The organism is Gordonia zhenghanii, assembly GCF_021738965.1.
GTDB lineage: Bacteria > Actinomycetota > Actinomycetes > Mycobacteriales > Mycobacteriaceae > Gordonia > Gordonia zhenghanii.
Genome location: NZ_JAKKOQ010000014.1, coordinates 23,029 through 37,193, shown reverse-complemented (window position 1 = coordinate 37,193; position 14,165 = coordinate 23,029). Strand labels below are relative to the sequence as shown.

At 68.4% G+C, this 14,165-nt stretch carries 15 protein-coding genes; 6 read left to right on the top strand and 9 right to left on the bottom strand.

The window, feature by feature from the left end; genetic code table 11:
• Positions 1-82: 82 nt before the first annotated feature.
• The 3 genes from L5G32_RS15065 to L5G32_RS15055 all read right to left on the bottom strand — a co-directional run bounded on the left by L5G32_RS15065 (position 83) and on the right by L5G32_RS15055 (position 3,056).
• Positions 83-844, bottom strand: coding sequence for an isocitrate lyase/PEP mutase family protein (locus L5G32_RS15065; RefSeq protein ID WP_237011893.1), 762 nt, complete (start codon positions 842-844; stop codon positions 83-85).
• Between the two features lie 119 nt (positions 845-963).
• A complete protein-coding gene (locus L5G32_RS15060; protein ID WP_237011892.1) occupies positions 964-2,151 on the bottom strand; it encodes an ABC transporter permease in 1,188 nt (395 codons plus the stop codon).
• The gene (locus L5G32_RS15055; RefSeq protein ID WP_237011891.1) at positions 2,148-3,056 is read right to left on the bottom strand and encodes an ABC transporter ATP-binding protein; all 909 of its coding nucleotides are present in this window, start codon (positions 3,054-3,056) and stop codon (positions 2,148-2,150) included. Before L5G32_RS15055 ends, L5G32_RS15060 begins: the two co-directional genes overlap by 4 nt.
• Before the next feature lie 192 nt (positions 3,057-3,248).
• On the opposite strand from L5G32_RS15055, the gene L5G32_RS15050 reads away from it, so the two are divergent.
• Positions 3,249-3,398 (top strand): hypothetical protein, encoded by a 150-nt coding sequence (locus L5G32_RS15050; protein WP_237011890.1) that lies wholly within the window; start codon positions 3,249-3,251, stop codon positions 3,396-3,398.
• Here L5G32_RS15050 and L5G32_RS15045 read toward each other — a convergent pair.
• Entirely contained in the window at positions 3,373-3,594 is a 222-nt protein-coding gene (locus tag L5G32_RS15045; RefSeq protein ID WP_237011889.1) for an RNA-binding S4 domain-containing protein, read from the bottom strand. The two genes, L5G32_RS15050 and L5G32_RS15045, sit on opposite strands and share 26 nt — an antisense overlap.
• 120 nt (positions 3,595-3,714) lie before the next feature.
• Between L5G32_RS15045 and rraA the strand changes: the two genes are divergently transcribed.
• The gene (rraA, locus tag L5G32_RS15040) at positions 3,715-4,203 is read left to right on the top strand and encodes a ribonuclease E activity regulator RraA (RefSeq protein WP_237011888.1); all 489 of its coding nucleotides are present in this window, start codon (positions 3,715-3,717) and stop codon (positions 4,201-4,203) included.
• A 40-nt stretch (positions 4,204-4,243) separates the two neighbouring features.
• On the top strand, positions 4,244-5,791 hold the full coding sequence (locus tag L5G32_RS15035; RefSeq protein WP_237011887.1) for a succinic semialdehyde dehydrogenase: 1,548 nt from the start codon (positions 4,244-4,246) through the stop codon (positions 5,789-5,791).
• 45 nt (positions 5,792-5,836) lie between these two features.
• Here L5G32_RS15035 and L5G32_RS15030 read toward each other — a convergent pair whose 3' ends face one another.
• The 3 genes from L5G32_RS15030 to L5G32_RS15020 all read right to left on the bottom strand — a co-directional run bounded on the left by L5G32_RS15030 (position 5,837) and on the right by L5G32_RS15020 (position 8,061).
• Positions 5,837-6,388, bottom strand: coding sequence for a hypothetical protein (locus L5G32_RS15030; protein ID WP_237011886.1), 552 nt, complete (start codon positions 6,386-6,388; stop codon positions 5,837-5,839).
• A 111-nt stretch (positions 6,389-6,499) separates the two neighbouring features.
• On the bottom strand, positions 6,500-7,213 hold the full coding sequence (locus L5G32_RS15025; RefSeq protein WP_237011885.1) for a cutinase family protein: 714 nt from the start codon (positions 7,211-7,213) through the stop codon (positions 6,500-6,502).
• A 131-nt stretch (positions 7,214-7,344) separates the two neighbouring features.
• Entirely contained in the window at positions 7,345-8,061 is a 717-nt protein-coding gene (locus tag L5G32_RS15020; protein ID WP_237011884.1) for a DUF6474 family protein, read from the bottom strand.
• A gap of 136 nt (positions 8,062-8,197) precedes the next feature.
• On the opposite strand from L5G32_RS15020, the gene L5G32_RS15015 reads away from it, so the two are divergent.
• The gene (locus L5G32_RS15015; protein WP_237011883.1) at positions 8,198-9,850 is read left to right on the top strand and encodes a TM0106 family RecB-like putative nuclease; all 1,653 of its coding nucleotides are present in this window, start codon (positions 8,198-8,200) and stop codon (positions 9,848-9,850) included.
• A gap of 106 nt (positions 9,851-9,956) precedes the next feature.
• Positions 9,957-10,409: an XRE family transcriptional regulator gene (locus L5G32_RS15010; RefSeq protein ID WP_237011882.1), complete on the top strand. Its 453-nt coding sequence runs from the start codon at positions 9,957-9,959 to the stop codon at positions 10,407-10,409.
• Between the two features lie 30 nt (positions 10,410-10,439).
• Here the strand turns inward: L5G32_RS15010 and L5G32_RS15005 are convergent, their stop codons facing one another.
• Positions 10,440-11,201, bottom strand: a complete 762-nt coding sequence (locus tag L5G32_RS15005; protein ID WP_237011881.1) for an SDR family NAD(P)-dependent oxidoreductase — start codon at positions 11,199-11,201, stop codon at positions 10,440-10,442.
• 53 nt (positions 11,202-11,254) lie between these two features.
• Positions 11,255-11,980 carry a TMEM165/GDT1 family protein gene (locus L5G32_RS15000; RefSeq protein WP_237011880.1) on the bottom strand — a complete coding sequence of 242 codons (726 nt, stop codon included), beginning with the start codon at positions 11,978-11,980 and terminating at the stop codon, positions 11,255-11,257.
• Between the two features lie 159 nt (positions 11,981-12,139).
• On the opposite strand from L5G32_RS15000, the gene L5G32_RS14995 reads away from it, so the two are divergent.
• Positions 12,140-14,164, top strand: a complete 2,025-nt coding sequence (locus tag L5G32_RS14995) for an ABC transporter ATP-binding protein (protein WP_237011879.1) — start codon at positions 12,140-12,142, stop codon at positions 14,162-14,164.
• Position 14,165 lies beyond the last annotated feature (1 nt).

The window sequence follows — 14,165 nt, the reverse complement described above, 5'->3', positions numbered from 1 at the left end:
CGGAGTCGAGACCCCTCACGCTGGTCGTCACCGCTGGTCGAGCGGAGTCGAGACCCTCTCACGCTGGTCGAGACCGACTCGGTCAGCGCCACCGTCCCAGCACGTCGGCGGCCGCTTTGCCCAGTGCGGCCTGCAGGAGCGGGCCGAAACTGATCCGGCCGACGCCGAGCGGAGCGAATGAGGCCGGGTCGTCGGCGTCGGGCACCGCGAGGGCGTTGACCGGCAGCGGGAGTTCGGCGGCCAGTCGGCGCAGGACGTCCGGCTCGTGGCGGCCGACAGGGTAGAGCGAGTCGGCGCCCGCGGCGGCGGACTCCGACAGTCGGGCGATGGCACGGTCGACGCGGTCGGCCTCGTCGCCGTCCTTGCGGATGAACAGGTCGGTGCGAGCGTTCACCACGACGTGGACGCCCGCATCGTCCGCGGCTCCGCGGAGGGCTCCGACGAACTCGGCGTGTTCGGTCGACGACCGGAGCCGGCGGCCTTCGCTGTGGACGGTGTCCTCGATGTTGAGGCCGACGGCTCCGACCTCGAGGAGACCGGAGATCAAGCGTTGTGCGCTCTCGCCGTAGCCGGCCTCGATGTCCACTGAGACCGGGACGTCGACGGCTCCCGTGATGTGGGCGACGCGGGTCAGCAGGTCGTCGAACGACATTCCTTCGTTGTCGGACTTACCGATCGAGTCGGCGACGGGATGGCTGCCGACGGTGAGGGCGACGAATCGGGCGTCGACCGCCGTTCTCGCCGACCAGGCGTCCCACACGGTCGGCAACACGACGGGGTCGCCGGGGCGGTGGAGTTCGAGGAGAGCGGTTGCGCGTGCGTTCAGTTCTTGAGTCGACGTCATAGCTCATGCCTACCCGGAGAACGCCACGGTGTCTCCGGACTCGGGTCTTCAGGACGCGAATTGGGCACTAGTACCCGGGTGTGAACAGTACCCAGTGTGAAAAGCGCCCGGGTCGGGCGCTACTTCGCGCCCAGTGCCGTCTTCCACGGCACCCGCGAGCCCGTCATCAGGACCGAACGCCGGTAGATCCGACCAGCCACCCAGACGGCGACGCCGGTGACCGCAGCCATGACGACGCACGAGCCGGCCACTTCCATCCACGTCGCGTATCCGGTCGCGACGCGCATCGGCACGACGGTCGACGAGAATGGCGGGATCCAGGCGAGTATCTGAATCGCCGACGAGTCGGGGGAGCCGATACCGAAGATCCCGGCGTACAGGGCGCCCATGGCCAGGACCATCAACGGCCAGGACGCGCTGTTGATCTCCTCCTGCCTGGACACCATCGCGCCGGTCGCCGCGTACAGAGCGGCGAAGAACACGAAGCCGAGCAGCAGCCAGATCACTGACACTCCGAGCATCGCCGCCGCGACGTCGGGGACGGTGAGGAGTCCCGTGAGCCCCGCGGTGATCAGCGCGGCGGCCGCGAACAGCAGCGTGGACGCCATCTGGACGATGCCGATACCGATGATCTTGCCCCACAACAGATGACCCGGTTTGACGGTGGCGAGGAGGATCTCGACGATCCGCGAGACCTTCTCCTCGACGACACCGACCGCGACAGCCATGCCGCCGCCGAAGATCATCATGAACATCAGGACCGATCCGACGTACGACAAGGCGAGGCGCTCGCCTTCGGCGTCGGCGATCTGCTCGGTGCGTTCCACGGTGACGTTCGCATCGCGCTGCAGTGCGGCCGGGTCGACGCCGGCGTCGATGAGAGCGCCGTCGACGACCGCCGAGGACACGCCGTTCTTGATCGCGGCTTCGACGTCGGCGTCGAGCTCGTCGTCCGAGTAGACGGTGTAGCCGCCGCCCGGGGCCGCGACGATCGCCGCGGTCACCGAGCCGTCGGCGGCCGCGGCTTCCGCGTCCGATGACTCGGAGAACGACAGCGCGACGCCGAGCCGGTCGCCGGTCGTCTGGATCGCCGCAGTCGTCGCGGCGTCGACGCCCTGAGTTGCGACAGACTCGGTCGACGGTCCGTCGTCGACGAACTGAGCTGCGACGATGCAGCCGACGATCGCGACAAGCAGCATGATGACGTTGGTGACGATGAACGACCGCGTCTTGATGCGAGTGGTGATCTCGCGTGCGGCGATCAGGCGGACCGACGTCCAGCCGGAGGCGGGCTCTGGGGTGCTCATTCGGCGGTCACGACCTCTCGGAACATCTCGGTCAGATCGGGGGTGGCGGACGCGAACGTGTGGACCGGACCGGTGGCGAGAGCCGCAGCGAGGACCTGTTGGTCGTCGTGCGAGCCGTCGACGTAGACGGTCGTCGCGCCGTCGTACTCGGCGCGGACGACGCCGGGCAGCCCGTCGGCCCAACCGGGCGGCGCCGCAGGCGCGTCGACGCGGAGTCGGACGCCGCCGCGTGCGCGCAACTCGTCGACAGCGCCCGACGCCCGCATCCGACCCTTGCCGATGATTCCCACTCGGTCGCACAGGCGTTGGACGAGGTCGAGTTGATGGCTGGAGAAGATCACCGGCACGCCTGCGGCGGCCTTCTCGGCGAGGACTTCGCTCATCACGTCGACGGCGACCGGGTCGAGACCCGAGAACGGCTCGTCGAGGACGAGGACGTCGGGATCGAAGACGAGGGCTGCGGCGAGTTGGACGCGCTGCTGGTTGCCGAGCGACAGGTCGGCGACGTCGTCCCTGACGCGGCCGTCGATGCCGAGTCTGCGGGTCCAGTACTCGGTGCGTTCGGCGGCGTCCGCCGCCGACAGGCCGTGCAGACGGGCCAAGTAGACGAGTTGGTCGCCGACTTTCATCTTCGGATACAGGCCGCGTTCCTCGGGCATGTATCCGATGCGGCGTCGGACGTCGGCGTCGATCGGGCGGTCGCCGAACGTCGCGGTCCCGGAATCGGCGGCGAGGACACCGAGGATGATCCGCATCGTCGTCGACTTGCCTGCGCCGTTGGATCCGACGAAGCCGAAGATCTCGCCTGCGCCGACCTCGAAGGTGACGTCGTCGAGTGCCCGGACAGTGCCGAAGGTCTTGGTGAGCCCGGAGACGGCGAGGCCTGCTGACGGGACAGGTGGCATGTGCGAGGGCTCTCTCGTTGTGGTCTATGTGACACGTTCACGGTAACGCGTGTCACCCGGCGCGCAGAAATCGTCACTAGTCGGTACGGACTGTGAAATGACCCTCTTTCTCGGCGTGTGGGGTAACGATTCGGCGTCTATCCGACGATGATCATGTGAGACATCAAGTAAGTCTCGGGGAGGGGACCAACCATGCAGCCAGGAAATCAGCGACGTCGTAAGTCGATCGTGAGCCTCGTCCGCCTGTTCTCAGGACGACGCCGCACGCCGGTGGCGCTCGCCGAGCAGCGGGAGCGGCTGGCCACCACGGCCGAGCTCAGCGAACTACGACTCGCACGCTGATCCCACCGACCTCCACGACGTCGCCGCCCGTCAACTGACGCCCGCGTCGAGTCTCGGTCTCGCCGTTCACCTCGACGAGCCCGTCGCCGACGACTATCTTCGCGTCTGCGCCCGTCTCGATCAGGTTCGCCAGTTTCAAGAACTGGCCCAGTCGGATGGAATCGTCCCGGATCTCGATGTCGTCCACACCGGCCATTGTCCCATCGTGTCGCGGACGGCGTCGCTATAGGTACGCTGGCGGCTGCCGGGACAGGGTCGACTCGATACCCGTAACCGGGGGTTACTCTGCGGTAGGTTGACGGCTTAGACTGGGCCCATGACCTCGCTGACCTTCACTCCGACTGCAGACCTCGTCGACGAGATCGGCGCCGACGTCCGCAGTTGCGATACCCAGTTCGCCCAGTACGGCGGCAACCGAGAGTTCGTCGGCACGGTGACGACCGTCCGCTGCTTCCAGGACAACGCCCTCCTCAAATCGATCCTCTCCGAGCCGAATGAGGGCGGCGTCCTCGTGATCGACGGAGACGCATCGGTGCACACCGCGCTCGTCGGTGACATCATCGCCGAACTTGGCCGCTCCAACGGCTGGGTCGGGATCATCGCCAACGGAGCGATCCGCGACGCCAAGGCCATCGGCGACATGACGATCGGCGTCAAGGCTCTGGGCACCAACCCGCGTAAGTCGTCGAAGACGGGTGCGGGTGACCGCGACGTCCCCGTCGAGCTCGGCGGCGTCACGTTCACGCCGGGCGACATCGCCTACTCCGACGACGACGGCATCGTTCTCGTCGCCCCGTCCGCCTGACCCACCCGACCGATCGCCCACACCCGTCCCAGGAGTTCACATGCCGAAGCCTTCGCCCGCCTACTTCACGCGCCTGGCCGCGCTCGCCGCGATCGACGAGCAGCGACCGACCAAGCCCGTCCTCGAAGCGTTCAGCGGCGCCGAGATGGCGACGGTCCCCGTCGCCACTGCGGACGACCTCGAGCGCGCCGTCGCCCGAGCCCGCACCGCACAGGTCGATTGGGCGGCCCGCACCCCGGCGCAGCGCGCCAAGGTGATCGCCGCGTTCGCCGAGGTCGTCCACGGAGCGGCCGACGACCTGATGGACATCGCGCAGGCCGAGACGGGCAAGGCCCGCATCTACGCGCAGGAAGAGGTCATCGACGTCGCGATGACCGCGCGCTACTACTCACAGCAGGGGCCGGGCATGCTCGCCGAGCACACCGTGCAGGGCATGCTGCCGGGCGCGACGCACGCACGCGTCCGCTACCAGCCCAAAGGCGTGGTCGGCGTCATCAGCCCGTGGAACTACCCGCTGACTCTCGCCGTGTCGGACGCGGTGGCCGCGCTCATCGCCGGCAACGCCGTCGTCATCAAGCCCGACAGCAACACCCCGTACTGTGCGCTGGCGCTCGCCGAACTCCTCTACAAGGCCGGCCTGCCGCGCGAACTCTTCGCCGTCGTTCCAGGCCCCGGTTCGGTCGTCGGACAGGCGATCGTCGCCACCACCGATTACGTCATGTTCACCGGGTCGTCGACGACGGGCGCGACGCTCGCGGCGCAGGCCGGTAAACGACTGATCGGATTCTCCGCCGAGCTCGGCGGCAAGAACCCGATGATCGTCACCGACGGCGTGAACATCGACGACGCGGTGTCCGGCGCCGCCCGCGCCTGCTTCTCGAACTCGGGTCAGCTGTGCATCTCGATCGAGCGGATCTACGTTGAGCGCTCTATCGCCGACGAGTTCAGCCGACGCTTCGCCCAGCACGTCACGGACATGACGCTGTCGTCGTCGTACGACTTCACGGCGGATATGGGCTCGCTCGCCTCCGCGCAACAGGTCGAGACCGTGCAGGCGCACGTCGACGACGCGGTCGGCAAGGGCGCGAAGGTCCTCGCCGGCGGCCGTAAACGCGCCGACCTCGGCCCGTTCTTCTTCGAGCCGACCGTGCTCACCGACGTGACCGGCGAGATGACGTGCTTCGGCGACGAGACGTTCGGTCCGCTCGTGTCGATCTACCCGGTCGACTCCGTCGACGAGGCGATCGAGCGCGCCAACGACACCGAGTACGGCCTCAACGCGAGCGTCTTCGCGGGCAGTACCGGGCAGGCGCAGAAGATCGCCGAACGCCTGCATGCTGGCACCGTCAACATCAACGAGGGCTACGCCGCGGCGTGGGGTTCGACGGCCGCGCCGATGGGCGGCATGGGCATCTCCGGCGTCGGCCGACGCCACGGCGCCGAAGGTCTCCTCAAGTACACGGAACCGCAGACCATCGCCACCCAGCGCGTCGTCGGCCTCGACGGCATCAAGGGCATCCCGCAGAGCCTCTACCTGAAGCTCACGCCGACCATCATCAAGTCACTCAAGTACTTGCCGGGTCGGTAGCGGCTCCAGCTAGTTGGGCACGTCCAGCTAGTTAGGCACATCCAGCTAGTTGGGCACATTCAGGGCCGCCACGCCGGGGATCAGACTGATCACGGCTGGCGGTCCTTGGTAGCGCAACCGCTTCACCGTCACGGTCGCGACGACGGGGCCCGAACCGGTCGGAGCGATGCCGGACGTCGGCAACGACACGGGGTATCCGGTCGTGGTCGGACCCTTCTCCCAGTAGCGGAGGTCGAGGTGCCCGGTCTTGCCGTTCCGCAGGTTGCGCCAGTCCACCGTGACGAACCGGTTGGGGTACTCGTAGTGGTACGGCGCGATGTGCTCGGCTGTGAACTGCACGGTCGCGGGCGCGGGCGGAAAGATCATCGGTCGCATCCCCGGTCGGGCGGTGACCGTCGTCCTCTGGAACGAGCCGCCCGGCACGGCGGGCGGTGGCAGCTCCAGTCCGCCGATCGCCGGGATGTGGAAGCTCAACGCGTTGGTCAGCGGGGGAGCGGCGTCCGCGGCGGGTGCCGTCGCGGTGATGGTGCCAGCGGCGGCTGCGACGGCGACGCCTGCAGCTGCGATCAGGGTGCGTGTGCGAGTGAAGTGTGTCATCAGCGTGAGTGGCACGGTCTCCCGCACCGAGGTCTACGAATCCGGTCTACTGTGACTGTCGCCACTAGCCGACTGTTCGTTAGCCCGTTCGAACTACGACCTCTACGAGGGTCACACGCGGCGTGCGACGTACGCGGCTGCGCGATCGGTGGTTCCGTTCACCGGGTACAACAGGTGCACGGCGTTCGGGCCGGCCAGGGGAGCACCGTTGCAGATGTTGTCGCCCTGGGCGCAGTAGCGGACCGTCTTACCCTGGTAGGCCTTGCCGACGCGCATCGTCGGTGCACCGGCGTCCTTCAGGAAGCGTGCCGACGGCGGGGCGATCAGGACGACGGCCGCGACGTGGTCGGCGAGGTCGGCGGACATCGGCTTCGGTGCGTACTGGCGGTACCGCGCGTAATCGGCGGGGATGTCGTACGAGTCGGCGACCGTGTACGCGGCGAGTGCACCGCCCTGTGAGTAGCCGCCGATGACGATGTCGGTCTTCGGGCACGCCGTCGCGATCTGCCGCACGCGGCTCTGCGTCGTCTTCACGCCGTCGACGAAGGTCTCGGCGAACTCCAACTTGTTGCTGAAGTCGCTGCTCGCGGAATAATGCACCGGCTCGACGCGGATGGACTCGCCCTTGATGCGGTTGCGCAAAGAGTTCTCGAACGCGATCCCGGTCACGCCGAGCGGCGGAGCGGTCTCGGCGGTGCCGCGTGCGAACAGTACGTGGACGTCCGCGCACTTCGAGGCGGCGGACGCGGTCGGCGCTTGTAACGCCAGTACCCCGCTGAGAGCGACGACCACACCGGACACCAGAACCAGGAGACGCTTCACCATGGGGTCTAGCTAATCACACAGACGTTGCGGACGCGCGACTCGACGCGACGAAAACGAACGCAGCGACCTCAGGGTCCCCGGTCAGCGGGGAGTCTGAGGTCGCTGTCGACGTCGTAGGTGGGAGGTGACGGTCAGCTGACGTGCACGTTCAACCGAGCAAGCAGATCGTTGTCGATCGCGGCCAGCTCGTTGTCGATCGCGTGCTGCGCCGACTTGCGCTGCGACGGAGGCATCGCGTCGGCCGCATCGGCGGCGACCTCGAGGTTGGTCAACCGATCGGTCATCGCGTCGACGAAGGTCTTGCCCTCGGCGGTCTGCTCGTGTGCCGCGACCTTGGCCGCGGATTCCCGCGTGGTGGCGATACGGGCGCGCAACGTGGCGCTGGGGCCGCCGTACTGGGTCAGCACCTTGGCCGGGACTCCTGCGCGTCGCGCCTGGACCTCGGTGAGCTGCGCTCTGGCAGCCACCGCGCCGCGGTAGGCGATCGGGACGAGGACGGGTGCAGCCATCCGACCGACCGTGAGGTACCGCTTCACCTTGGTCGGCGTGAACAGGGCCTTCTCCGCGTCGGCCTTCGCCTTCTCGGCGACGACCTTGGCTTCGGAGGCCGCGACTTTGCTCTGCGCCTTGGCCGAAGTCTTCGCCGTCTTGCGCTCGGTCTTCTGCGCGCGCTTGTGGAATTTGTTCTCGGTCTGCAGCTTCTGCTTATGCTTCTTGCGGTCCAGAGCGGTCTCGGCCTTGGCCTTGGCTTTGGCGCGGTACTTGATCGCCTTCTCCTCAGCCTTGCGGATCGCTTTGCCCGCCTTGCGATCAGTACGCTTCGAGCGCACCGAAGAGAGCAGTCCCATGCTCCAACCTCTCCGTCGGAATATCGACACCTGCGAATGGCTGTCTCCAGCTTTGCATAGTCTCGTGGGGTAGTGAATCACGCGGTCCGGTGTGGGCCGACGTTCGAGTCGACGAAATGAAGTGGGGGAGCCGCACGTGAGTCCTGCGGTCCTGGGGGCACGGAACCTCAGCGGATGTGAACATCGGCTGGCTCTCGACTTCGCCGAGCGCGGTGATCCGGCGGCCTCTGATGTGTCTCCGGAGGCCCGTCGTCGTATCGACGCGGCCCAGTCGCACCGGGCCTCGGTGATCGCGACTCTGCACGGACTGCAGAGTGCGCAACCGGCGGGCACCGTCGTGACCGTCGACGACGGCCCGCACCGTGAGCGGGTCGAGCAGACCCGCCGCGCCGTCGAATCGGGGGCGACGTGGATCTTCCGTGCGACGTTGCCGACCGATGTCGAGCGTGGTCGGCGCGGACACGCCGAAGCGCTCGTCCGGCACGACGGCGGATATCTGCCAGTGGTCATCGTCAATCACCGGGTCACCACGCCCACCAGCTCGGACCGGCCGGCCGACGCGCCCCCGCCGACCCTGCTGACCAGCCCGTTGTGGGGTTGGTTGCCCGAGGCCGATGCGACTCGGTCGTTCCGTTCCCAACGACGCGACGTGCTGCGGCTGACGCACCTCACGGCGATGCTCGACGACCTGGGCTGGAGCGCGGCGGTAACGGGTTCGGGGGGCCGGGAGCGCTGGGGCGGACTGATCGGACTGGACGCCGACTGCATCGTCGTGGTGCCGCTGACCACCGCGTTGGACGGGTACGCCGACGTGTTCGAGCGGCGGCGCGCGGTGGTCGACGGAGCGGTCCGGACCGGCCCGCGGCGCGTCGCCGAATGCCGCAGCTGCCACTGGTGGCCCCGGTGCGAGGCCGAACTGACCGAGCGGCGTGACGTGAGCCTCGTCGTCGGCGGCAGCCAGTCGCTGGTCCTGCAGGAAGCGCGCATCGAGACCGTCGACGACCTGGCGACCCATCGCGGCGATCCGCCGGCCGATTGGCCGGGCGCGGTCTCGTTCGCCGACGCCGTCGTGTCGGCGCGGTGCTGGGTGGACGGAATTCCGTTGGCGCGGCGCGGCGACCGCCCGTCCGTTCGGCGGGCCGCCGTCGAAGTGGACGTGGACATGGAGAGCTACTCCGAGCGCGGCGCCTACATGTGGGGCACCCTCCTGACCGACACCACCGACCCCGGCCGCGAGGTGCGGTATCGCGCCTTCGTGACCTGGGATCCGCTGCCGACGCTCGACGAGGGCCGATCGTTCGCCGAGTTCTGGACGTGGCTGTGCGCCGAGCGCGACGCTGCGCACGCCGCGGGCAAGACCTTCGCCGCCTACTGCTATTCGCAGCAGGCCGAGAACCGATGGCTGCGGGGCAGCGCCGACCGTTTCCACGGGGTGGTCCCCGGAGTGCCCCCGCGGGCCGAGATCGACGCCTTCATCGCCTCCTCGGAGTGGGTCGACGTCTTCGAGGCGGTCGGACGGAACTTCGTCTGCCCACGAGGCAAGGGACTCAAACGGATCGCCCCGGTCGCCGGATTCAACTGGCGCGACGACGAGGCGAGCGGTGAGGCGTCGATGGAATGGTATGCGGCGGCGGTGGCCCTCGACGGCGCGCCACAGGACCTGTCGCAGCGCGACCGACTCCTGGTCTACAACGAGGACGATGTTCGCGCCACCAAGGTCCTCCGCGAATGGATATCGTCCGATGCGGTCCTCGACCTCCCGCGAAGCGTGGACCTCCTGCCGGACTGAAATGTTCGCCCGCGAATTGCCAAACCGCTTGCCATGGGTATTGAATGTCTGCGACTGAGTCGGAGACGGCTGGTGGCCGGGGGGCGTGAGAAGGGGCGAGGAGAGTATGTCGGACGGGGAGGCGGGCGTGTTCGCCCTGCGACTGGACGAGTTGTTCCGGAGTCTTCCGGGGCAGGACGGGCGACCGTACAGCGCGAAGACCATTGCGCAGCGGGCCGCGGACCGCGGATATCGGATCGGCGAGTCGTATCTGAGTCAATTGCGGTCGGGCAAGGCCAAATCGCCGTCGTTCCGGACCGTCGAGGGGCTTGCGGCGGCGTTCGACGTCGACATCCGCCACTTCCTGTCCGACGACACCGAGCGTCGCAGCCGGATGGAGATCGAGCAGTTCCGGGCGATGGCCGACCCGGAAGTGCATCGTGTGGCGCAGCGACTCGCGGGGCTCCCGAAGGAGACGGTGGCCGTCGTCGACGAACTCGTCGACGTCCTGCACAAACGGCGAGAGCCCGCCGCCCGGGGCGACCAGGCGTTGCATCTGGTCGACGAAGCCACAGGCTGACGGACTCTCGCGCGTGTTTCTAGCCGATCGCTACCGCGGCGCCATGCGTAGAGCACCGTCCATGCGGATGGTCTCGCCGTTGAGGTAGTCGTGCCCCACGATGAGTGCGGCCAGGTCGGCGTACTCGGACGGCTCGCCGAGTCGGGCCGGGAACGGGATGCCTGACTCGAGCGTCTTCTTGATCTCCGGGGTGACGCCGGCGAGCATCGGGGTGTTGATGGTGCCCGGTGCGATCGTACAGACGCGGACGCCTGCGCGAGCGAGGTCGCGTGCCGCGGAGATCGTCATGGCGTGCACGCCGCCCTTAGACGCCGTGTACGCGATCTGGCCGATCTGGCCCTCGAAGGCGGCGACCGACGCTGTGTTGATGATGACGCCGCGGGCATTGTCGTCGTTGACGACGCTCTCGGCCTGCATGCGGTTGGCGGCCAGACGCATCACATTGAACGTGCCGACCAGATTGATCTCGATGACCTTGCGGAACAGGTCCAGATCGTGCGGCCCCTCCTTGCCGAGGATGCGGGAGGCCCAGCCGACGCCCGCGCAGTTGACCGTCACGCGCAGCGGGATGCCCGCTTCGACGATCGTGTCGATGACGGCCTGCACCTCGGTCTCGCTGGTCACGTCGGCGGCGACGAGCTGGACGCCGTCGACCTTCTCGGCCTTGTCGATGGAGGGCTGCAGATCGATGCCGAAGACGGTCGCGCCGTCGGCGGCGAAACGCTTGGCGGTGGCGGCGCCGAGCCCGGAGGCGGCGCCGGTGACGATGACGGCGGAGCCGGTGACGTCCATGTGAGAGTCCTTTTCTTCGGTCCACGGCCACGAATGGCCCGGTCGAGGAGACTCTAACGCACGGAAGCCGAGCGATCGATCGGTAGGCCGGGATCTGCGGCTGCGGCCTCGGCTGCGCGGCGGCGGCGCGTGGCGAGGATCCACCAGACGCCGCCGACCACGATCACGACGGTCGCTGCGATCGCCGACGCCAGGACGACGGCGGACGCCCCGATCAGGCCGTCCACCACGAGCCACGTCGCGAACACGAAGAACAGGACGGCGGCGCCGAGAGCGATGGAGCGTTCGGGCAGATGGCGGCCCAGGAGTCGTCCGACGGCGATCGCCAGCGCATCGGCGGCGACCATGCCGATCGTCGAACCGATCCATACGCCGAGCCAGTCGTGGTCCGCTGCGAGGGTGATGGTCGCGAGCATCGTCTTGTCGCCGAGCTCGGCGAGCAGGAACGACGACATGACGGCGAGGAACACGGATCGGCCGACGCGTCCGGCGCGGGAGGCCTCGTCGTCGTCGAGTTCATCGCCGCGCAGTGTCCAGAACCCGAACACCAGCATCGACAGGCCGCCGACGATCGAGAGGAGCGCGGTGGGGATCGACAGGCCGAGGAAGTGTCCGAAGAACACCGACGCCGCGTGCACCAGAGTCGTCGCGGTCAGGATCGCCGTGAGGACCACCCACCAGCGGTAGCGGAGCGCGAACGTCATCGCCATCAGCTGGGACTTGTCTCCCAGCTCGGCGACGAAGATGACGGCGAAACTCAACGCCAGGGCAGCGAGCATAGTGCCAGGTTAGGGTGACCTGTATCCCTCATTCAACACTCGGTGACACCGTGAAATCGCAGGTCGGGAGCCCGTATATGGCTGTTCGGCGCACCTGAACCTCGGGTGAGGCAGCCCTCGCCGAGCATCGCGCCACCTCATGGCAGGCACAATGGTGCGGTGATCTCCCCTGCAGTCGACGTCCGGAGCGCCCCGACTGGACCGCTCCGACCGATCGAGATCGCGTCCATCGCGATCTTCAGCGGTCTCACCGTCGTGCCCGCCGTCGTCGTCGCGGTGGTCCCGATGGCGGCCGCCCTCGGTTTCCTCGCCCCGGTCCCGATCGCGCTGCTCGCCGCCCGCACCCGGTTGCGCGCGGTGATCGCGGCCTTCGTGACGACGGTCGCCGTCACATTCGCGGTGGCCGGGCTCGGCACCGCGTTCGCAGTCGCCGCGACTGCGGTGGTCGGCGGAATCGTCGGCGAAGTCCGACGCCGCGGCGGCGGACCGGCCGTCCTGACCCTCGCCGCGTTGATCACCTCACCGCTCATCGCTGGTCTCACCGTCCTGATGATGTGGATCCTCGTCCCGCTGCGCCGCCTGGGGCTGGAAGTCTTCGACAACGTGCTGACCGGTCTGGCCAAGACCGTGCGACTGGTCGGGCTCGACGGGGCGGGCGACGCCGTCGAGAGCTTCTCCGGCAACGTCGTCGACCACTGGTGGCTGTGGATCTGGATTCCCGGCACCGTTGGCACGTTCCTGACGATCCTCGTCGCAGGCTGGATGCTCGGCAAGGTCCTCGACCGGCTCGCCGACGTGCGACTCGACGACACCCTCGAAGCCGCCCACACTCCCGTCGCCGACCGGCAGCCCGGCCCGCTGCCGATGCGCGCCGTCGGTGTCGGCTACCGCTATCCGGGCACGTCGCGCGACGTGCTGGCCGGCATCGACCTGGAGTTGCATCCGGGCGAGTTCGTCGCCGTCGTCGGTGCAAACGGATCGGGCAAGTCCACGCTCGCGAAGATCCTCTCCGGCGTCGACCCGACGATCGGCGTCGTCGACCGCCCCGGATCGCCGGGGTTGGGGCGTGCGGGCGGAACCGCGCTGGTCTTGCAGCGCCCGGAGGCGCAGATGCTCGGCTCGCGGGTGGCCGACGACCTCGTGTGGGGCCTGCCCGACGACGCGGCCGTCGACATCGACGGTCTGCTCGCGGAGGTCGGCCTGGCCGGCCTCGGCGACCGGGACACCTCCGATCTGTCTGGCGGCCAGCAACAGCGGCTTGCGGTGGCCGCGGCTCTCGCGCGCGGCCCACGGCTGGTGATCGCCGACGAGGTCACCTCGATGGTCGATCCGCAGGGCCGCCACGACCTCATCTCGATCCTCGCCGAGCTGCCCCGGCGCCACGGCATCACCGTCGTCCTCATCACCCACCGCGACTCCGAGGCGCGCGCCGCCGATCGGATCATCCACCTGGCCGACGGCCGAATCGTCACCCACCACCCCGAGTGGATGCGACCGGAGAGTGCAGCGCCCAAGCTGGCGTCCGCCCCGGTCGGCGGCCGGCCGTTGCTCGTCGTCGACGGTGTCGCCCACACGTATCTGCAAGGGTCCCCCTGGGAGGTGGTCGCACTGCACAGCGTGAACCTGCGCGTCGATCGCGGCGACGGCATGCTGATCGTCGGCGGAAACGGCTCGGGAAAGTCGACGTTGGCGTGGATCCTCGCCGGGCTGACCGAGCCGACGTCCGGGCAGGTACTGATCGGCGGCGAGTCGGTCGGCGAGAACGTCGGCCGTGTCGGTCTCGGCTTCCAGCACGCCCGCCTGCAACTGCAGAAGGTGAGCGTCGGCGACGAGATCATGGCGGTCGGCGGTGAGAAGGTCGGCACCACCGAGGTGGGGCGGGTGCTCGACCTCGTGTCGCTGCCGCGCGAGTTCGCGGCCAAACGCGTCGACTCGCTGTCCGGCGGGCAGATGCGACGGGTGGTCCTCGCGTCGCTGATCGCATCCGAACCGGACGTCCTCGTGCTCGACGAGCCGCTCGCCGGCCTCGATCCGCAGGCCCGTGAAGAGGTACTGACCGTGTTGGCCGCACTGCGTGAGCGCGGGGCGACGATCGTCATCATCTCGCACGACCTCGAATCGTTGGACCGGGTGTGCAACCGCCGCGTCGAGCTCGTCGCGGGCGTCCTGGAAGGCGGTGTCTGAC